The 19,146-nt window shown below is 37.9% G+C and carries 17 protein-coding genes; 7 read left to right on the forward strand and 10 right to left on the reverse strand.

Annotation, left to right across the window (positions count from 1 at the left end; genetic code table 11):
- The first annotated feature begins 359 nt into the window (after window positions 1-359).
- The 3 genes from I6F50_RS04835 (at window position 360) to I6F50_RS04845 (ending at window position 2,644) form a co-directional block, all read left to right on the forward strand.
- Window positions 360-854 carry a hypothetical protein gene (locus I6F50_RS04835; protein ID WP_007378461.1) on the forward strand — a complete coding sequence of 165 codons (495 nt, stop codon included), beginning with the start codon at window positions 360-362 and terminating at the stop codon, window positions 852-854.
- A gap of 154 nt (window positions 855-1,008) precedes the next feature.
- The gene (locus tag I6F50_RS04840) at window positions 1,009-1,623 is read left to right on the forward strand and encodes an ACP phosphodiesterase (RefSeq protein WP_197175424.1); all 615 of its coding nucleotides are present in this window, start codon (window positions 1,009-1,011) and stop codon (window positions 1,621-1,623) included.
- Between the two features lie 85 nt (window positions 1,624-1,708).
- A complete protein-coding gene (locus tag I6F50_RS04845) occupies window positions 1,709-2,644 on the forward strand; it encodes a hypothetical protein (RefSeq protein WP_197175425.1) in 936 nt (311 codons plus the stop codon).
- Between the two features lie 95 nt (window positions 2,645-2,739).
- Here I6F50_RS04845 and I6F50_RS04850 read toward each other — a convergent pair whose 3' ends face one another.
- Window positions 2,740-3,216 (reverse strand): YqhA family protein, encoded by a 477-nt coding sequence (locus tag I6F50_RS04850; protein WP_007581432.1) that lies wholly within the window; start codon window positions 3,214-3,216, stop codon window positions 2,740-2,742.
- Between the two features lie 144 nt (window positions 3,217-3,360).
- Here I6F50_RS04850 and I6F50_RS04855 point away from each other — a divergent pair, with 144 nt between their 5' ends.
- Window positions 3,361-3,702: a YajD family HNH nuclease gene (locus I6F50_RS04855; RefSeq protein WP_007581433.1), complete on the forward strand. Its 342-nt coding sequence runs from the start codon at window positions 3,361-3,363 to the stop codon at window positions 3,700-3,702.
- A 111-nt stretch (window positions 3,703-3,813) separates the two neighbouring features.
- Here the strand turns inward: I6F50_RS04855 and I6F50_RS04860 are convergent, their stop codons facing one another.
- The gene (locus I6F50_RS04860; protein ID WP_197175426.1) at window positions 3,814-4,284 is read right to left on the reverse strand and encodes a YHS domain-containing (seleno)protein; all 471 of its coding nucleotides are present in this window, start codon (window positions 4,282-4,284) and stop codon (window positions 3,814-3,816) included.
- Window positions 4,285-4,410: 126 nt separating this feature from the next.
- Between I6F50_RS04860 and I6F50_RS04865 the strand changes: the two genes are divergently transcribed.
- The gene (locus I6F50_RS04865; RefSeq protein ID WP_197175427.1) at window positions 4,411-5,232 is read left to right on the forward strand and encodes an AraC family transcriptional regulator; all 822 of its coding nucleotides are present in this window, start codon (window positions 4,411-4,413) and stop codon (window positions 5,230-5,232) included.
- Between the two features lie 161 nt (window positions 5,233-5,393).
- On the opposite strand, the gene I6F50_RS04870 is transcribed toward I6F50_RS04865, so the two are convergent.
- Window positions 5,394-6,656: a serine hydrolase domain-containing protein gene (locus I6F50_RS04870; protein WP_331458711.1), complete on the reverse strand. Its 1,263-nt coding sequence runs from the start codon at window positions 6,654-6,656 to the stop codon at window positions 5,394-5,396.
- A 280-nt stretch (window positions 6,657-6,936) separates the two neighbouring features.
- On the opposite strand from I6F50_RS04870, the gene I6F50_RS04875 reads away from it, so the two are divergent.
- Window positions 6,937-7,590 carry a hypothetical protein gene (locus I6F50_RS04875; protein ID WP_165740883.1) on the forward strand — a complete coding sequence of 218 codons (654 nt, stop codon included), beginning with the start codon at window positions 6,937-6,939 and terminating at the stop codon, window positions 7,588-7,590.
- Between the two features lie 25 nt (window positions 7,591-7,615).
- Here the strand turns inward: I6F50_RS04875 and I6F50_RS04880 are convergent, their stop codons facing one another.
- Complete coding sequence (locus tag I6F50_RS04880) at window positions 7,616-8,386, reverse strand: DUF1223 domain-containing protein (RefSeq protein ID WP_165740882.1); 771 nt, start codon at window positions 8,384-8,386, stop codon at window positions 7,616-7,618.
- A gap of 177 nt (window positions 8,387-8,563) precedes the next feature.
- On the opposite strand from I6F50_RS04880, the gene I6F50_RS04885 reads away from it, so the two are divergent.
- Window positions 8,564-9,241, forward strand: a complete 678-nt coding sequence (locus I6F50_RS04885; protein WP_197118638.1) for a glutathione S-transferase family protein — start codon at window positions 8,564-8,566, stop codon at window positions 9,239-9,241.
- A gap of 215 nt (window positions 9,242-9,456) precedes the next feature.
- Here the strand turns inward: I6F50_RS04885 and I6F50_RS04890 are convergent, their stop codons facing one another.
- From I6F50_RS04890 to I6F50_RS04915, 6 genes are all read right to left on the reverse strand, one after another.
- Window positions 9,457-11,196, reverse strand: coding sequence for a SulP family inorganic anion transporter (locus I6F50_RS04890; protein ID WP_197159696.1), 1,740 nt, complete (start codon window positions 11,194-11,196; stop codon window positions 9,457-9,459).
- Window positions 11,197-11,439: 243 nt separating this feature from the next.
- Window positions 11,440-14,379: a TonB-dependent receptor gene (locus tag I6F50_RS04895; RefSeq protein WP_197175428.1), complete on the reverse strand. Its 2,940-nt coding sequence runs from the start codon at window positions 14,377-14,379 to the stop codon at window positions 11,440-11,442.
- A gap of 625 nt (window positions 14,380-15,004) precedes the next feature.
- A complete protein-coding gene (gene dps / locus I6F50_RS04900) occupies window positions 15,005-15,529 on the reverse strand; it encodes a DNA starvation/stationary phase protection protein Dps (RefSeq protein WP_166378003.1) in 525 nt (174 codons plus the stop codon).
- Between the two features lie 236 nt (window positions 15,530-15,765).
- Window positions 15,766-16,134 carry a DUF2237 family protein gene (locus I6F50_RS04905; RefSeq protein WP_197159617.1) on the reverse strand — a complete coding sequence of 123 codons (369 nt, stop codon included), beginning with the start codon at window positions 16,132-16,134 and terminating at the stop codon, window positions 15,766-15,768.
- A 136-nt stretch (window positions 16,135-16,270) separates the two neighbouring features.
- On the reverse strand, window positions 16,271-18,139 hold the full coding sequence (gene gss / locus I6F50_RS04910; RefSeq protein WP_197175429.1) for a bifunctional glutathionylspermidine amidase/synthase: 1,869 nt from the start codon (window positions 18,137-18,139) through the stop codon (window positions 16,271-16,273).
- 331 nt (window positions 18,140-18,470) lie between these two features.
- Window positions 18,471-18,857 carry a hypothetical protein gene (locus tag I6F50_RS04915; RefSeq protein WP_007581468.1) on the reverse strand — a complete coding sequence of 129 codons (387 nt, stop codon included), beginning with the start codon at window positions 18,855-18,857 and terminating at the stop codon, window positions 18,471-18,473.
- Window positions 18,858-19,146: the final 289 nt, after the last annotated feature.

Raw genomic sequence — 19,146 nt, forward strand, 5'->3', positions numbered from 1 at the left:
TGACTCTTTACTGAATTAATAAAACACAATTGTAACTGGGTAGGGGAATTGAAGAGGATAAGCGTCTTTGTTTTAACCTTCAAATCGCATGAAAAATAATGCTCTGTTGGTGTTTTTAATTTTATTGGTAAGCACGGTAATAACCATAAACAAGAGAGTGATAAAAACCTCTCTTTATTTCGCAAGGAATTTTGTTTATGTAGATAGGAGTTTTTTACAAAATTTAGCAATTTTTACTCTAATAATAAGAGTGTCAGTACAGGGTTCTGTTTTATCTTGTTGATTTTAAATGACAATTTACTTGGTTTGAGTTTTGCTTGGTAGTAAGTGTATTTTCTTAAATAAATAAAGGAGTTATTATGAGTACCGTTATTACTGGGTTATTCGAAAGTGCATCACAAGCAACACTCGCAATTTATAGATTAGAAGCTTTAGGTATTAATGAAGCTGATATTAGTATTGTAGCCAACGACTCATACGCAAAGGAAGATTTTGCTGTAGACGAAGGTACTAAAGCTGCCGAGGGCGGCATTATAGGCGCGGCTTCAGGTGGTATTCTTGCTGCAATTATTGGCGGATTTACTGCCGTAGGGACTGTAGCAACAGGTGGTACGGGCTTATTAGTTGCCGGTCCATTAGTCGCTGCATTTGCTGCTGGTGGAGCAGGCGCTGCAGTAGGTGGTACTTTAGGTGCCGCAGTTGGTGCGTTTATCCCAGAGCACGAAATTAAGTACTACGAAGACGCCATTGAAAAAGGCTCTATATTAATTGGTATTAAGTACGATAGTGACAACAAAAACGCTATTGAAGAAATACTTAACAATGCAGGCGCAAGTAACGTTTCTACAGCGTAATGCTAGCTAATTAGTTTCAAAATTAATATGAAAGGTGAAACTTAGTTTCACCTTTTTTATGCTATTTTTTTGATTAGGCATAAAATCTAACTTTAAGTAGCGCTTACAACTAAGTTATTATTTTAACTGTATTAATACTAAGCCCGAGAACACTTTGAATTATTTAGCTCACCTTTATTTAGCACAGCCTACAGCCGATTCTCACTTTGGGAACTTGTTGGGCGACTTTGGTGGTAAAAGGCATGTAGAACACTTACCAAATACGGTTATAAACGGGCTCGATAACCACTATTTAGTCGATAAATTTACCGACTCTCACCCAGTAGTAAAACACGCTAAACAGTACTTTTCACCCGAGCGTAAGCGCTTTGCTGGTGTAGCTATTGATGTGGTGTTTGATCATTTTTTAATTGTGCATTGGCAGCGATTTAGCAAGCAACCTTTAAGTGACTTTAAGTACACCAGTTATCAGCTTTTAAATAACCGTATACCTGTTATGCCACAACGAATGCAGCATGTTGTAACAAGCATGACTAAAAACGATTGGTTTAAAGAGTACGAAACCGTTGAGGGAATAGGGTTAGCACTGGATAACATTGCCAAGCGCATTCGCTTTGCTAACACTTTTGCGGGCGCTGCTGACGATATTGCGCGCAACTACGACGAACTAGAGGCTACTTTTTTAGCATTCTTCCCAGAGCTAATTAAGCATGTAAGTGAGTTTGACCTTGAAAGCACCCCAAAAAATGGCATAAAGCGCATTATTTAAAGTTTTCATCAATTGTTAACCTTTTGTGATAATTTAAGGTAAAAAAAACGCTACTCTAATACAAATTAATTTTTGAGTGTTTTTAATGAATCGCAATTACTTGGTTATTGTGAGCTTTGCTGTTTTAGCGGCATTTCAATCTGGTGCTGTATTGGCTTTCGACTTTGACTTAAAGTCGGTACGAACCACTATTTCAAACCCTAACACTAGCCACGCGTTAATATATGACGACTTGGCTGGGAGTAATCAAAAAACACTGTTTTCGTTAGAGCCCATAAACAATCAACGTGTGGGTGTGTTTTTTGATATTAACGACATTGAAATTGGTTATTCTGCCGATATTTTTGAAGATGATGTTGAAACAAAAACACAAGATATACTGCTTTCGTATAGAAAATTTAAAAATTCTAAAATCACATTTAACTATCAAACGCTTGAAGGGCTACAAAGCACGGCTAGCAACTTAAGCGGCAATCAGTCAGAGCAACTTTTCTCGAAAAATACACGTTCAACTAAGTTTGAGCTTTCTGGCCAACACAACTTTTATACCTTTAATAATAAAGAGTCTTTGTTTGAGCATTTTTTTCTTAATAGACCAAAGCTAAGCAACAAATTTGACGTGGCATTAAGTGTTGTTGGCGCGTGGTCTTTCAAACATGTATCTCTTGAGAATAAAGATAATATTGTGTTTCAGGCTGATTTTTTAAATTCGTCTGCACCACAGGTCAATAAGTTAATTTCTAATTCGTATGGGGCGAGTATTGGCTCGCTTTTATCATTTTCGTTACCGCATAATGTTCACTTATTTGCTGAATACAAAGTAGGTAAAGGGCATATTCAAAACACAGACCCTGGACTGGGGTTAAAAGATTCGGGCGGTGAAAAAGTAGCGGCATACGGCGGTGGTATTTCTTGGACTTCAAGTAACAAAAAACTCATGGTAGTACTACGTGCGTGGGAGCAAACAGGTAGGCATATAGATACTTCTTTTGGTGACTTGTCAGTAATTAAGTTTTTTTAATATTGAGTGCTGGGGCTCTCACTTAAGTTTTTGCAGAATTTTAGGGATAAGTAATTACACCTTCATGTAATTACTTAATAGTAATGAGTGCTTAGTTAGTCTTTCATTGAGCGCCATGCAAATGTAGATGCTGCAATAACGATCGCAATGGCAATACCTAAGTAGAGTGTTTCTATTGTGCCGCCGAACTCAACTGCGTGCTCTAAAAATAGTATTACCAGTACAACCGAAGTTACTTGTACCAGAGTTATTTTTAAATCATGAAAGTCTTTAATATTAAAAGCAGCAAGAAATTTACTTTCCTCAGGCTTAGATGGTGTTATAAATAGTCGGTACAAGCTAATAGCAATAACTTGTAAGGTAATTCCGATTAGTAGCAAATCAAGAATTTTCAGTAGTTCAACTATTAGGGCTTTACCGGCTTTAGCTGAATCAGGCAGGTCAAATAGCGTTGTTATTACTATATTAGCTACAATATTAATGCATGAAACATAAACGAGTAATGATGATATTGCAGCGGTAATAACGGCGATTACGACCAAAAACCGACTTGTTTGGAATATATTTTCCATGTTGCTCAACTTTATAATTAGACCTGACTTATACGAAACGTAGCTTAAGTTAGATCCCTTACGAACTTTTTACTTTTATATTTGCTTTAACATATTGGCTATTTACTTGTTAAGCATAGAAATAACAAATTTAACTGGAATATTATGAGTAAGAATAACGATGTACCTCAGGCTTATGTTAAGCAAGAGGAAGGTTATAGAATAAAAGCCTTAAGATTATATCCTTGGGTATGCGGGCGTTGTGCTCGTGAGTTTGAATACTCAAATTTACGTGAGTTAACGGTGCATCATGTTGATCATAACCACAGTAATAATCCTGAAGACGGAAGTAACTGGGAGTTATTGTGTATTTATTGCCACGACAATGAGCACAATAAATACCACGAGCATATTATGTATGGCGGGTCGACTACAGATCGCAAAGTTGAGGCTGCGACGCATTCTCCATTTGCCGATTTAAAAGCGATGCTTAATAAATCAAAGTAATATTAGTTAAATTAAGAGCTTAAACCTAAAATTTTATTAATTTAAATGGCATTTTGAGGGTGAACGGTTATAAACCGAAGCAACCTCAAAATTAACTTTAAATTGGTTTTATTAAAGCTCTTTTGCTGTTTTGTCTTTTATGTCAAACCAGTTTGAATTGGCTGAAGTAATCAAGCCTGGTACGTCTTTTAGCCATTGTTTTTGAACCGATTTATCAAGATTTAAATAAAGTTTGTTTTCAACAATTTTGAACGCTTCAGGATCTACGTCAAACTTTTTCTCCATTGATACACCAAACGCACAAAAGCCACCAAATTGCGGTGCGTACTTTTCTGGGTTAGCTCTAAATAAATCGCGGTGCTTAGCTGAGGTAAATTTATAAATGGCATTTTTATGCGTTGCGGTATATTCAGAACTGCCTGTTACCGCTTTGTTTTGGGTAAAGTAAGCAACGGTATCGTAGCCACTAATTGCAATGTCGTTAACGTCTGCATTTGCGTCTATATCTGCTGCAAAGCTTAATGAACTTGCAAGTACTGATGCTGCAAAAAAAGCTGATTTAGTGAGTGTCGAAAATTTCATGTGTATCTCCAAAGAGTAATTTAATTAATGTGTTTGTTTAAAGCTTAGGTGTACTTTATCGTTATACTTTGGTTAATATGCGTCTATTAGTCTGTATTTTCATACCAATAATCCAAAGAGGTGTTTATGGACGTACTTTCGAGCGTGCTTAGTCATTTTTCACTTAACGCTAATGTGTTTTTTAGTGGGAACATGTGCGGTACTAGCGATTTTAGTAACGACCAAGGTGTTGGGCATTTACATTTATTACGTTCTGGTACGTTAAAAGTGCGCAGTAACAGTGGCTTTGAAGTTGTTTTGTCTACGCCTTCGGTTATATTTTTTCCTCACTCTACAGGGCACTGTTTATTTTCGGATAAAAGTGACGGTGCTGATTTAGTGTGTGCACAAATTAGCTATCAAAGCGGCGGGCATAGCCCTTTATTGCAGGCGCTGCCTTTTTGCTTAAATTACGAATTAACGGGTGATGGATTATTAGCGCAGAGCGCTTTTTGGATTTTTGATGAGGCATTTAAAGACGCCAGCGGTAAGCATTTAATTATAGATCGCTTATGCGATGTATTTTTAATTAGTGTTTTGCGCAAGGTATTAGAAGAGGGCACCATTAAAACCGGGATGATGGCAGGGCTTGCCCATCCTCAGTTGGCTAAGGTATTAATAAAAATACACCAAACCACAGAACAAAGCTGGTCGCTCAGCACTATGGCTGAGGAATGTGGTATGTCGCGCTCTAAATTTGCCGATACCTTTAAGCGAGTAATTGAGCAAACACCGGCTGACTATTTGGCTGATTGGCGTTTATCGGTTGCTAAAAAGCTTATTTTAAAAAATCAAAATATGGATTTAGTGGCTAATCAGGTTGGGTACGAAAATGGCTCTGCACTTGCCCGTGTATTTAGAAAAAAAACAGGGCAAGCGCCAAAAGAGTGGTTATTAAATCAGCAGTAAGTTTTTATGTGCTTAATAAACTTTTTTATAATTTAGTGAAGTTTTTCGTAATATCACATGAATAGGGTCCTAATTTACCTCAGGAACACGATAAAATTAGTCATGCCCGAGATTACGACTTGAGTCATCCTCGGGCATTGTTATTTAAGATAACGTCGAAATTAAATCTTAATCGCCTCAGTAGGCGTTGTTGATAATCCACTAAAATACTTCATTACCAATTGGCCTTGGCTGTTTTTTTCTATTACTAAGTAATTGTTTGAATTAGGATAGTAAAAGCTATTTTTAGACATCGTAATAAGTTTTGTTTTATCGCCACCAGTGCGCTTTGAATACAAAACGTCATTTTCAAAAATTAGGCTGCGTAAGGTGTTTTTATCAATACGATAATCACCCAATACGGGCGCTAATTGCTGCTCTGTTACCTCTGCTTTTTTAAACTCGGGGAGTGCAATACCTAGTACTCTGGCTGTGAGTTTTTCGTTGATAAAAATAGGGTTTATGTGGTTTGAATTAGCCAGTACTGCAACATATAGCTTTTGTTCTGGAATATAGCGTGCATGCGCTAAAAAACCATTTATTCCGCCAGTGTGTTTAATTACGGTGTATTCATTCAAAGGCTTAATAATTAATCCGTAACCATAGGATGAAAAGCTGCCGTCATTTAGTTTAAAAGGGCTTACCATCTTCTCATAACTTGCTTTACTAATAAGCTTGCCAGACGATAACGCACTAAACCAAATGTTTAAGTCAGTTGGAGTAGATATAAGCGCACCTGCGGCATATGGCCAATCCATATTAATGTAGTTGGTGTTGATAAATCCTTGCTCTGTTTGCTCATACCCAGAGGCGCGATGGGCAACAATTTCTTGCCCTTCATAACTACTCTGGTTCATTTTTAGCTTTTTAAATATGTGTTGTTCAATAAAGTCTTTGTAAGACTGGCCACTTGCTACTTCAATTATTTTACCAAGCAGTGAATAACCCGTGTTGGAATAAGCCATTGTTTCGCCGGGTTTAAACACCATTGGGTGTTTGGCAAATCGCGCTAGTGTATCGTCAACGCTGGTGGGTACTTGTATTTCTTTATCAAAGAGATCGTCGTCATCTGTGTAGTTGGCGATGCCTGAGGTGTGGGTTAATAAGTTTTCGATTGTGACGAGGTTGCCCTCTGTTGGAAAGCTTGCAACATACTTATGAATATCATCGGTAACCGCTAGCTTACCTTGCTCTTGCAGCATCATAATTGCAGCTGCAGTAAATTGTTTTGAAATAGAACCTAAACGCAAAACGCTTTGCTCATTAAGTGCAATGTTATGTTCAAGGTTGGCAAGCCCGCGCGCTCCTTTAAAAAGTACTTTGTCATTTTTACTTATAATTACCGATACCCCAGGCTCGTTTTCAGCAAGGTTCTCGTTAAGAATTTCCTAATATTGCGAGGCTGTCGGGTTGGCTTTTACAAGGCTGGGTGTTAATAGCGAGAGGGCTAACAAACAGCTAGCGTAAAATGGCTTAATCATATTCATCCTTTTTAGTTTTTATACCAAACCTCTAGATAGGCTTAGCGATCCTTGTGTTTTATAGTGAGTTAATATTGCACAGCTAAAAAGTAAACACAATTATCGGATTTTATAGGGGCTCAGTAATAGGTATAATCGCTGCGTTTATTGGTTTTTATTATATTTTTACAAGGAAGTTGTTGATATGCCTGATGTAACGGCTCTATTTTATATTGCCATAATGGCCTTTTATTTATTGCGCTCAAATGATGGAAGTAAGTTAATTATAACTACGATCGTTTTAGCTGCTATTCCTCTATTTACGAGCGATTATTGGCAGTGGTTACAATTAAGTGGGCTGTTAAGTGTCATTATTTTAATTATAGAAAAAGAGAAAGCAGGGGCTACCGCAGGCGGTGCAATTGCGGTGTTAGTCGCTCTATTTATTGGGGCTTTTATTGTAAGTATAATTATTAATGCTGCATGGACATTTACGAGTAATTTTAAGCTTTCTACTTTTGAAGTTAAAGCTCCCTTAAGTTACGGATGGTCTACTCATATTATTTGGTTGTATTGTCTTACTTTTGTTATACCGCTATTTGCCATTTTACGCGGTATTAAAAAGCCCGTAGCATTCTTTGGCACTAATTTAACCGCACTCGCTTTAGCTGTATTACCACACTATTGCGGCTCATTTATTTATGGGCTTATGCTAAGCGTAGCTATTATTGCTTCTCTTTATTTAGTCGCTTTCGTGTTTAAAACAGATTCTGAACAACGCTTTATGTTTACGTATATGGGTATGAGTGGACTACTAACAAGCTGTATAGTTAAAGGTGTAATGGTGGCCTATTTTTAAACTTCAGCTGTTTATTTTATCCATATTAAAACCAATCTGCTGCAACTTGTAGTGGGGTAGGGTCGCTTTTTTCAGATACCCAAAATACTAAGGCTTGCTTTGTTGGCGATATTTTTTTAGCGCGAGGCAGGTTTAAGTCAGTTAATGATAATTGTTGCTTAGTTTGCATGTCACTTTGCTCGTAGCCAATAACAACAAAGTCGTGTTTTAACTTATGGCCTGCGTTTTCGCCGCTGTGTATTTGTGTTTCTATGCCAAAGCCTAACAGAGCTACATGGGCTATTAAGTTTTGGTTAGTATCATCTTTGGTATTAACAGTATCGTATTCGAGATTAATTTTACTATTGTTTATAGTCGCTTTTAAATTACCTAAATGAGGGGCTTTAGCTACAGGAATAGCTTGCTTATAAAACCAACCTTGCCACCCGCTGCCGTTAACCATAAATCCTGGGGTTGCTACAATCCTACTTTTACCGAGTGCTTTATAAGTACGTTGTCTTTTACTAAAAACAGCAGAGGCAAACGGGTCTTTCCATCCTAAATAATCCCAATAAGTAACATGAAAATTAATAGGGATTAAATCAGTCCATAGCTTTTCATCATCTGTAAACGTTGAAATCCAGCGCTCTGCTGGTGGGCAACTACTGCAACCTTGCGATGTGTAAAGCTCTAAAAAGGTAGTCGGATTAGCTGTACTGGAAATAGTTACTTGCTCAGCAGCTTGGCTTTGAAAGCAAAAAATTATTAACCCAACAAGTGAGATAAAAAATGGACGGGATAGTGCTTTAAAAGGCATGTTACTTCTCGCAAAGGTTGATATTGCATTCAGCCTAAATGATATTTACGAATGAAGTATCACGAAATACTCACAATTAAATCACGTTTTAACTGTATATTTTACTTGGTTAAAACTTAATTTGAACACCCGCTCAAGTTGTGTTTTAATCGTTGCTCAATTATTGAGGAACTTTACATGATTAAATTTTATTTTCACCATACTCCTAACCCAATGAAGGTTGCACTCTTTTTAGAAGAAACAGGCTTACCGTTTGAACTTGTTCCTCTTGATACTTTAAAAGGTGAGCAACATACACCTGAATTTAAAGCAATTAATCCAAATGCTAAAGCGCCAGCAATTGTTGATGGTGAAACTCGTGTGTTCGATTCGAATGCTATTTTAATGTACCTTTCTGAAAAATATGGAAAGCTAGAAGGCAAGGGCGATGACCGTGCTGAAATGCTGTCGTGGTTAATGTTTATTGCATCTGGTTTGGGTCCGTATTCAGGGCAAAGTGTACACTTTAGACACATGGCGCCAGAAGGGCTTGATTATGCGGTTAATCGTTATTTACGTGAAGCGCAGCGCCATTACGAAGTACTTGATACGCATCTTGAGGGCCGCGACTTTATTGTGGGTGATACGTATACCATTGCTGATGTATCTGCATGGGGCTGGATTGATAAAGCACCGGTTGTATTAGGTGAAGAGGGCTTAGCACCGTATCCAAATCTTAAGCGTTGGTTTGAAAGCATTGATAGGCGCCCAGCGGTTGCGCGTGCACGCGTAATTGGTACTGATGTAGCCTTTAAAAAAGAGTTTGATGAAGACGCTAAAAAAGCATTTTTCCCTTCAAACTACCCAAAAGTATAAAAGCACTCAATACTAATACCAATTCCATTAAGTATGTGATCTAAATTTTACGCCGAAAAAATAATTCAGTTCTAGGCGTAAATTGATGTAAATGGTTGTTCCCTTTGCGAAATTTACAACAAAGAAATGGGTTGTTTTAGCAAGTAAAATAGATCAGCTATTTATTGGAATTGGTATAAACAGCAGATCAGCTAGCTGATCTGCTGTTTAGTATTTTATGGCTGTGTGAGCGCTTCTTTATTTTCGTCTGACTCAAACAAGCTAACCTCTTGTGTGTGCTGGCTTACGCTATTTCTTTTTAGGGCGATGTATAGGTCTGAGTGAATGTATATACCCTCTGTTCCTGACTTCATTCCGGCAATTTCAAACCATGAGAGCAGCTGGCGTTTTCTGCCTGCAAGTTCAAGTCTTATATCGCGCTTTTTAAATATAACGTCGAGATCGGCAAGCATGGCCATTACACTTAAATCTAAGTGAGTAAAGCAGGGCACGGCATCAATTATTACGCATTGCGTATCGTCTTTTTGTCTTGCGTATTGCTCTAGTAATCTGCGTTTAAAGTAGCTGGCATTAAAGTAAGTTAAAGGTGAATTAAAGCGATAAATAAATACGCCTTGCACTGCTTTTGCTTTGTCAGTGGCGTCTAAACTTCTTACTACGCCGTTGATATCTACGCCGAGTATATTATCGGTTGGGCGCATTACGGTGCGAATAAACTGAAATAACCCCAGTAATACAGCAAGTGTGATCCCTGGTATAACGCCAATAAATAACACGGCAAGTAAGGTGGCTGATGCGAGATAAAATGCCTGTTTATCTTTTCGTTTTAATTGCCAAACAGCTTTTAAATCGAGTAAATGAACAGAGGCAATAATGAGTACAACACCTAGCGCTGCGCTTGGAATAAATTCAAGTGGGGCTGTTAAAAATACGGCTATGACAGCAATAATGGCCGCTGCTATTATTGATACTAACTGTGTTTTACCACCTGTTGCATCGTTAACAGCGGTGCGTGAGTCGGCGCCACTGACTGCAAAACCTTGCGAAAGAGCTGACGCTATATTGGCAATACCTAACGCTCTAAATTCTTTATCGGCGTCTATGTCGTAGCCATTTTTAGCAGCAAAGCTGCGGGCAGTTAGCATCATACTAACAAAGCTCACGATGGCTAAGTTAAGTGCGGGGACCACTAACTCACGAATAATCCCTAAATCAAAAACAGGGGTATTAAAAACGGGAAGTCCACCTGTTACGGTGCCAATGGTTTTTATATCAAGCTGTTTTAAATCAAAAATCCACACCAAAAGCGCACCAAAGGCAATGGCGAACATAGATGCAGGCCACGTGGGTTTTACGCGTTTCATCACAAAATAAACCGCCAGTGTAAACAAAGCCATTAATAAGGTGGGGACATGTGTTTGCGCTAGGTATGTGGGCACACCACCTAAGCGTTCAAGTAGGTAGCGTTCGTCAAAGGTAAAGCCAAATACTTTGGAAAATTGACCAACAATAATAGTAATGGCTACGCCGTTTAGTAATCCCATTAAAATAGGTTTAGATAAAAAGTCGGCTAATACACCTAGCTTAAATTTACTGGCTATAAAGCACCAAAAGCCGGTCATAGCGGTCATGGTGACAACAAGTTGCCAATGTTTAAAACTGTCACCTGCAGCAAGAGGTGTTACTACTGCTGCAATAACGGCGCAGGTAGCAGCATCAGGGCCTACTATTAACTGTTTTGAAGTGCCAAAAAGTGCATATAACATCATTGGCAATATGCAAGAATATAACCCTACGGCAGCATTAACACCGGTTAGCTGTGCGTAAGCAATGGCAACAGGTAAAGCTACGGCAGCTACCGATAGCGCTGCTCTTAAATCATCAGCAAACCATTGTCGCTCATAGTGCAGCAATGTATCTAAACCCGGCATAAAATTATATAAACGCGACAGCACTTCAACTTTTCCTGTTAATAGTAATAACGCTTTGATAGTAAATTTAATATTCAAATAAGTATAGCTAGAGGAGAGTATTTTTACGTAATACCCACTGTATTGAATTAGTTATTTACTATAGCGATGGAGGGTTATTTAACTCGGTAGAATAATCATGTTTTTAATAAGGTTGTATAATATAAAGCCACTTTTTTATAGACGTAAAAAAGCCTGCATAAAGCAGGCTTTAGTTTCCAGGGAAAATTAAAATTTAGCGCGAATACCAAAGCTGTAACGACGATCCGCTTCAGTGTACTTCCAAGCACCACCTAGTTCAGATAGGTAGATTGAAGGCTCACCCGTTAAGTTAGTCGCATTACCTACTAGCGTAATATTTTCGTTAATATCCCAGCTTGCAGAGAAATCTAACTGGCCTCTGTCGTCACGGTAGTTATTACCGTAAACAGTGCCTTCTGCTGAAATACTGCCATCTGAGTTAATATTTTCTACGCGTTTTTCGTTTTCAGTATCTAAGAAACTGTCACGGTAGTTATAAGCGATACGAGTAGAGAACCCTTCGTATTCCCAAAATACTTGTAAGTTATATGTATTTTTAGAAATATCTAATAGTGGGTTGCCGTTTGGTTGTTCGCTGTCTGCATACGTGTAGTTTGCATTAACACCTAAGCCAGAAAATGCACCAGGTAAGCTTGTAAAGAACTGTTGGTAACCCACTTCAAAACCTTGTACTGAGCCGTTTTCACCATTTACATTTTTAACTGTATCGATACCCGTTAGTCCTGCGTCACGCAGACCTGCAACATGGTTAAAGCCATCTGCATCTACAGGGAAATCAGTTGCGTCAGAGTATACTAGGTTGTCTTGTGAAACACCTGCAACGTCAAGCTGACATACTTGGTTCCACTGCGTTACGTTTTGACCAGTTGAAGTGCTTGAAGAAGCCTGACAGCTGCTTTCGTTACTTAAGAAAGACTCAACATCTTTATAAAATACAGCGAAAGATAGTACGTTACCTTCATCAAAGTAATGCTCTACTGATAAGTCGTACTGCGTTGCACGGTATGGTTCTAAATCAATAGATCCTTGCGTTGCACCCGTAATATCGTTATTAACGTCAAATGCAGGGCTTAGCTCGCTAAAGTCAGCGCGGCGCATAACTTTTGCAGCAGCAAAGCGGAATAATGTTTCGTCTGAGTAGTTATACGTAACGTTTAAGCTTGGTAAAAAGTCGCTGTAGTCATTGTCGCCAGTTACTTTTTCGCCATTAAGAAATACGCTTGATTCTAAATCTGTAGTCACATAACGACCACCCACAATCGCAGTGATGTTATCAAAGTCTAAGTACGCTGATATATACACAGCTGCTGTATCTTCAACTACGTTACGGTATGCGCTTTCTTGGAACTCTTGGTTATCTGAAAGACTCCCCGTTGACGCTAGGTTAGTACCTGCAAGTAACTGCTGAAGTTGAGCGTAAGTATTTGCAGGGTTAGATAAACCGTTGTAGCTTAAAAACGTTAGTAGGTCGTTTTGACCAGAATTACCTAATTGGTCAAAAGAGTTGTCGTGGCTAACTGTTGTGAAGCTATTTGAAAAAGCAGCGTTGTAGTCATCAACCCATAAAGTAGCTAATGAACCATCTGAGTCGTTAAATGCATTTTTGTAAATGTCTTTAATTTCTACTTTGTATTGCTCATATTCGTAATCGCGGTTAGTAACACGTACACCTGCTTTTACTTTAGACACCCAGCTTAAGCTGCTGAGAGGTTCAAACATTTCAACATCAAAACGAATAGCTGTTTCGTCATTGTCTGTTCTTCTATCTTCACTTTTAAACGTACGAAGTGCTAAGTTTTGTGGGTCAGTAAATGCATTAGGATCTGAATGAATGATGCTTGGTAATTTATTACCGTCTTGAGAAAATGCACCATCATATAAATGATTTGTTAGCTTAGTTCCGCCACTTGCTTCAAATGTTGATTTTTCGATTGGGCGAAGTGTAAATTCAGAATCAGGTCTTACGCTTTCTGATGATGCTACTGCAATTTCGCCAGAGATTTTTATACTGTCAGTAAGGTTCCACTCTGCACCAAGTGCATTTGAAAACGAGTCAGTTTCACGAAAGTCACTGTATGTTTTAGGGATACCAAATTCGTTTGTTAGCGTGTAATTATTTACGCCGTTAGCATCTTGAGTTGTATTTGCATCTGTTGATAACGAACCCGCAACACCTAATATAGAGTTACCACTTTGCTCACCAGAGCGTTTAGTGCCACTTAAATCTAGATACACCATGCCATTACCAGATTGCGGTGCCCACTGAAGTGATAAATTTACAGCAGTACGTTTACGTTGTTCTACATATTGTTCAACACTGTGCTCGTCTCGTACGATAGCGTTGCCACTTGGTGTATTACCTTCTTGACCATTAATATCAATGTCTTGAGGTTTAACACGGCTAGACGTTTCATCTTGACGAATTTCACGATCTTGATACGAAAACATAGCAATAGCACCAAAGGTACCCATTTCGTCAAAGTCCCAGTTGTTACCAAGTGAACCACTAAAAATAGGTGCTACTTTTTCTGTTTTATCTGCATATTCACCATCTAATGAAACTGCGCCAGTTAGTTTATCTAACTCTAATGGGCGAACTGTTTTTAAGCTAACTGTTCCGCCTAATGCACCTTCAATCATATCGGCAGTAGGAGACTTAACTACTTCTACTGTTTTTAAGAAACTTGATGGGTAATCTTGTAAGCTAATACCGTCACGAGAGTCGCCAATAGTAGAGCGACCGTTTAATTCAACACGGTTTTGAGGTAAGCCACGAATCGAAACACTGTCACCCACACCAAAATCGGTATTAATAGATACACCAGTAATACGTTGCAGTGCTTCTGCAATATTATTATCAGGTAACTTACCAATGTCTTCAGCAACAATCGCATCTACAATACGTCCGTCAGTACGCTTAAGCATAGCGGCGGCTTTCATACTACCTAGCATGCCTTTTACTTCAATAACTTCAATATCTGCAGCTGCCGTTTCTGAAGCTGCCGGAGCCTCTTGCGCTGCAATAGTAGAAGAAGCCATTAATAAAAGGGCTGCTGCACTGATTGTTGTAGAGCTACTTCTTTTATGTTTATTAATTAATGTTGAAGTAATTTGATTGAGTTTCATGTATCTCTCCCGTTTGGGTACGACTTACGTCATTGTGTGTGTTGTTACTTGGTTTGGTTAACCAATTTAACTGCTATTTCCCTGTAGCGTGTCATACAGGTGGTATGGTTGAAATTAGTCCAATTCAGCTTTTATTACAACCTTTGTTTACCAAAAATTCACAAGGTGTATTACAAAGTGTTCTTTTATTTTGCTTATATTTAATAAATTTAATGGCTTATGGTGTATTTTTATTTTTTATATTTTGAGTGAATTTTATTGAAGTATGTTTACCAAAGGCGTTTTTTTATATTATTTGTACTATTAAATACATTTTTTAGTGCTATTTTTAAATTTTATGCCGTACTTTTATACGTATTTAGTTTGTTTTTTAAGTGATGTTAAAATAATGAGATGTTCATTAAAGGTTGGGTATGGCTTATAAATTTGCGAAATAGTAAGGAGTATAAAATCATTAAATTTTATTTTGGTTATTTGTTTTGGTAATACCAATTTTCTATTGTTTTTATATGAATTTTGTATTAGAGCTTACTGATACATATCTATATATGATTATAAATAGAGTGATTTTTACGCAAAAAAAAAGCCCAGCATATTAATGCTGGGCTTTCTTAGATTAAATATATTAGCTTTTTAACTCGCCTGTAGATGATTCTAAATGGGCTCTAATAAACCACTGAAATTGCTCTAGGTCAGCTAGTTGGCTGGTGATCATATCTTCAGACACCGGATCTAATTCAGAAAGAGTCTCAATTGCTTTGCGGTGATCGCCATTAACGCCGTTGTATACTTTATCAAGTGCGGCTAAATGCTCGGTTACTAACCCTTTACCTACTGAGTATTCGCTCCATGTACGACGATCTACAATTGATTTAGGCGTACCAACGGGCACTCCACCAAGAGTCGCAATTCGCTCTGCAATTGTATCTGTCATTTCGCGCACAATGTCTACTTGTGGGTCTATCATTTCGTGTACGCCAATAAAGTTAGGTCCTACTACATTCCAGTGAATATGCTTTAAAGTAAGCTGTAAATCTATCAATGCAACCATGCGGTTATCTAGCGTAGCTATTGTTTTTTGAGCTGATTCGTCACTCATACCTGGCGCGGTAAATTTAGTTGTTTTGTTTGATTCGTTATTGTTACTCATAATTTCTCCTACATTAAGTAATGTGTTGCTCATATAATATGTTGCGTTATGAGCATGACTTAAACTTAATGAAGCAACTGTTATGCCGTAAGTTTATTGTTTTTAAAAGCTGTTTAAAAACATGGGGTTATGTTTTTATTTGAGATTTTAGAGGCTGGAGGGGTGATTGAATTTTTGAAAAGCCTGCATACATTTGTAAAATCTGCAGACTTTAATTTAATAACGCTTAAGTGTATTTAAACTTTGGCTATATATTCGTGCGCTTTTAAAACATCGAGCGGCACTATTTCTAATGATTTTTTATTTGTAGCTTCAAGTACCACTGGTGGCGCAACGTTTGCTGCAATAGCATGAAGCCATCTTACTGCACACAAGCACCATTTATCACCGGCTTTTAAACCTTCAAAATCGTAAAGAGGGTTTGGGCTTATTAAGTCGTTACCTTGTGATTTTGAAAATTGTAAAAACTCGTCAGTCATAATTGCACACACACTGTGATTGCCAAGATCTGATTCTGGTACATAACAAAATCCTTCACGTGTGTAGCCACCATTACCGCAACATAGTTTTAAACGTGTGCCAAGTACATTAAATTGATTCGCCATGAAATACCTTAGTTTGTGGTGTTTAATAAATTTACTCTATCAGGAGTAACTCGCTTGAGATAGCTATAAAACTTAAAAGAGGGAAGGGGGTCTACACAAACTTAAGCCCGCAGCAAAATTGCGGGCTTAGTATTATTTATTTAATACGCAGTGCCATACAATCGCTATGGCCGTTTATGATCATGCTTTTATCAACACGTACGCCACCACCAGAGTATTTTCCGGCGGCTGTAAAACTACATATTTGTACAAAGTAGTCATCTACTTTAGGCAGTGCAAATAGTTGTTGGTATATTTGGTCTTGCTCGGCAAAGTGCCCCATTGTTTTTTCTATAACTTGCTGCTGTTCATCAACAAGTTGAATATTAGCACCACAACGTCCTACTATTGGTTTAACTACATAACCGGTTTGTAATAACTCGTCGTTAAGTTCAAACGCGGTATTAAGTAAATATTTATGATTAGGGAATAAACTCCACAGTATTGGTAAAATAGCCTTGTTACTTGGGATCAATGTCCACAGCGGTTCAAATACCATGACGTTTTTACGCAGCAGTACATCGACTAAGCGTGGCGTTTCACCAATTTTGAATTGTGGTTCAAAGTTATCACCTAATGATTGGTCTGCTTCGCATTCTTCACGAATTTGATCAAGTGCGGTTTCCCACGACCAGGTTTTCCATACGTAACTCAGTTGTGCGCCATCTGCATCTACTATGTTGCCTGATTCATTCCAGCGAAGTGTGCTTAAGCCAATTACTAACTTACACTCAAAGCCCGCGGCTTCAATAGCTTCTTTCATAAATAATGCGTGGTAATGCTCTTCTGGTTCATCATCTTGCAGAATATGAACAAGACCTTTTACTTCACTTTTACGCCATGCTTTTACGAGATCTTTAAATAAATTTTGGCCTGCATCTACACCTGTTTTAACACCAAAGTGTTTTGCCCATTTACCCTGAACTTTGCCGCTTTCCATGTAACACGATGCCGAATCGCAATTGTATTCGTAAACTTTTAAACCGGCTGCTGTTAAAGCAAAGTCAAGCCGACTGGTAATTAATTGGTTTAAGCGGTTATCCCACGATTGGCGAATTTTATTAATCACAACATCGGGTAAATTAAACTTTTTTAATAACTCAGGGTGCTGCAGTACATAGTCGGTTGCATGCATAAATAAGCCATGCAGCTCATTTGTTGCATGCTCAATGCTTTGCTGCGCCGTTTGAGATATCGCAAAGTAATTATGTTGATCCGCAGCTACTGATGTAAGTTTATGGCCTTGCATCATTTCTACGTAGGCAGCTTCATCGTCATTCGCAATATTTAACCATGACTTGTTTGCTTGGCCTGTATCTACTGCTTTATGGGCTTCTATAATAAATAAATCAGTGTTTAGCTCAGACGTTGGCTCAGCATATTCTGTTTCATCAGTTTGTGTCATCCAGCCTAAAATAGTGGCGTCGCTGTAAGAGCACTCAATCCAATAGTCGCCATCTTTAGTTACTTTTGCTTTTAGTTCACGGCACCAGCTTTGATCTTTTGGCCATATTTGATGTCCTACATTTTGCTCAGCAAGGCGTATTTTATCTTCGTGCACTTCAACAACGACAGCAACATGGCCTGTTTCTTCAAACTCGCCGCCTTCCTCCCAAATAAGTAAACTACCTACTTGCGGATGATGTTTAGCACCATTTTTAAACGCGTTTAGTGGCAGTCTGTTTTGGCTATTTACATCGCGCACAGAACGCAGCTCAAAAATATCGTAAGCCATAGCAATATCATCAAAAATATAACTATGGTTGAGATACATCCATCGCCGTGCAAACTCAACACATTGCCATTTATAGCCCATGTAAATGCCATCAAGGTAACTACGGTAGGCGCTACGATTAGGATAAATACTTTCGTCAGCCGTATCATAATCAGATGAGTACACAGCAACATTACCAGGTGCATAACCTAATAAGGTACCAAAATCACTAGCAGGAGCAGAAGATTTCATAAACAAAGATGTTCAAAATAAAGGTGTGATAATTTGCTGACTATATGAGCGAAACTGCGTTATAGCAAGATATAAAATATGTTTTTACGAAGGGGGATAAGTAAAAAATCACTCATTCATTAAAGAGTGAAAATACGGGAGAGTACTTTTACTAATAGTGTTAGGTTTGGTGCTTTTTTGACTTGTAACTGGTTGAAATTTATTAATATTTTTGGCGTGATTATTACTGTTTAAATCTCAATTAAAAAATGGAGAAGCTATAGGTAACTTCTCCACTTTTATTATTCATATTTAGTGATTTTTATAATATGTAAAGCAGGTTAACGCGCTGCTAAATCATTTCAGCATCTATATGGCGTATTAGGTTTGATACCCAATTAACATATTGGCGGTGAATTTTTTTGCCGTTGTAGTTTAAGTTAATAGAGTCTTTATAGTTGATTGAGTATGCCGTTTTGTCATACGCAATATCGACAGTTAATTGGTGTGTGCGAATATCCAGTACACCTTTTATTTTACCTTCACTCATAGGCGTACACTTCCAACCAAGCTGAATACATGCCTTTAGAATGCCTTTTTCTACGTCAGCTTCACTGTTGGTAATTGTTGATGTTTGTGGAATAGGGTTTTGTTCAAAGTCTCTTACTGCAACAGATGTTGAACAACCAGCAAGTACAGTAAGTGCTGCCGCTGTAAGTAAAATTGAGTACTTTTTCATAATAATCCTTTGTTTTAATTTCATCCAATTGTGTTGTCTCGCCAATATATGCGCGCTTAGGTGAGATTATCGGTAAATTTATAGATGAGTGCCAGTAGTAATTAGAAAATTAAGAGAGCTAACCGAGATTTATTTCGGGTATTAGCTTTATTTATGAACAAGTTAAAGTTGAATTATTTAAGCTGTAGACCAAGGGTTAAAGCAAAATTATGTGTTGAAAGATTTACGTGAGCGATGACATGTTTTGAGGGAACGCTCTTTCTTTATGTTTTAAATTACTCCTATAGTC

It is taken from the genome of Pseudoalteromonas sp. NZS127_1 (assembly GCF_015864295.1).
GTDB classification, from domain to species: domain Bacteria; phylum Pseudomonadota; class Gammaproteobacteria; order Enterobacterales; family Alteromonadaceae; genus Pseudoalteromonas; species Pseudoalteromonas arctica.

Coding starts and splice junctions, on each gene's coding strand:
- I6F50_RS04835 (WP_007378461.1), top strand. CDS start 360: ATGAGTACCGTTATTACTGGGTTATTCGAAAGTGCATCACAAGCAACA.
- I6F50_RS04845 (WP_197175425.1), top strand. CDS start 1,709: ATGAATCGCAATTACTTGGTTATTGTGAGCTTTGCTGTTTTAGCGGCA.
- I6F50_RS04850 (WP_007581432.1), bottom strand. CDS start 3,216: ATGGAAAATATATTCCAAACAAGTCGGTTTTTGGTCGTAATCGCCGTT.
- I6F50_RS04855 (WP_007581433.1), top strand. CDS start 3,361: ATGAGTAAGAATAACGATGTACCTCAGGCTTATGTTAAGCAAGAGGAA.
- I6F50_RS04860 (WP_197175426.1), bottom strand. CDS start 4,284: ATGAAATTTTCGACACTCACTAAATCAGCTTTTTTTGCAGCATCAGTA.
- I6F50_RS04865 (WP_197175427.1), top strand. CDS start 4,411: ATGGACGTACTTTCGAGCGTGCTTAGTCATTTTTCACTTAACGCTAAT.
- I6F50_RS04875 (WP_165740883.1), top strand. CDS start 6,937: ATGCCTGATGTAACGGCTCTATTTTATATTGCCATAATGGCCTTTTAT.
- I6F50_RS04880 (WP_165740882.1), bottom strand. CDS start 8,386: ATGCCTTTTAAAGCACTATCCCGTCCATTTTTTATCTCACTTGTTGGG.
- I6F50_RS04885 (WP_197118638.1), top strand. CDS start 8,564: ATGATTAAATTTTATTTTCACCATACTCCTAACCCAATGAAGGTTGCA.
- I6F50_RS04895 (WP_197175428.1), bottom strand. CDS start 14,379: ATGAAACTCAATCAAATTACTTCAACATTAATTAATAAACATAAAAGA.
- dps (WP_166378003.1), bottom strand. CDS start 15,529: ATGAGTAACAATAACGAATCAAACAAAACAACTAAATTTACCGCGCCA.
- I6F50_RS04905 (WP_197159617.1), bottom strand. CDS start 16,134: ATGGCGAATCAATTTAATGTACTTGGCACACGTTTAAAACTATGTTGC.
- gss (WP_197175429.1), bottom strand. CDS start 18,139: ATGAAATCTTCTGCTCCTGCTAGTGATTTTGGTACCTTATTAGGTTAT.
- I6F50_RS04915 (WP_007581468.1), bottom strand. CDS start 18,857: ATGAAAAAGTACTCAATTTTACTTACAGCGGCAGCACTTACTGTACTT.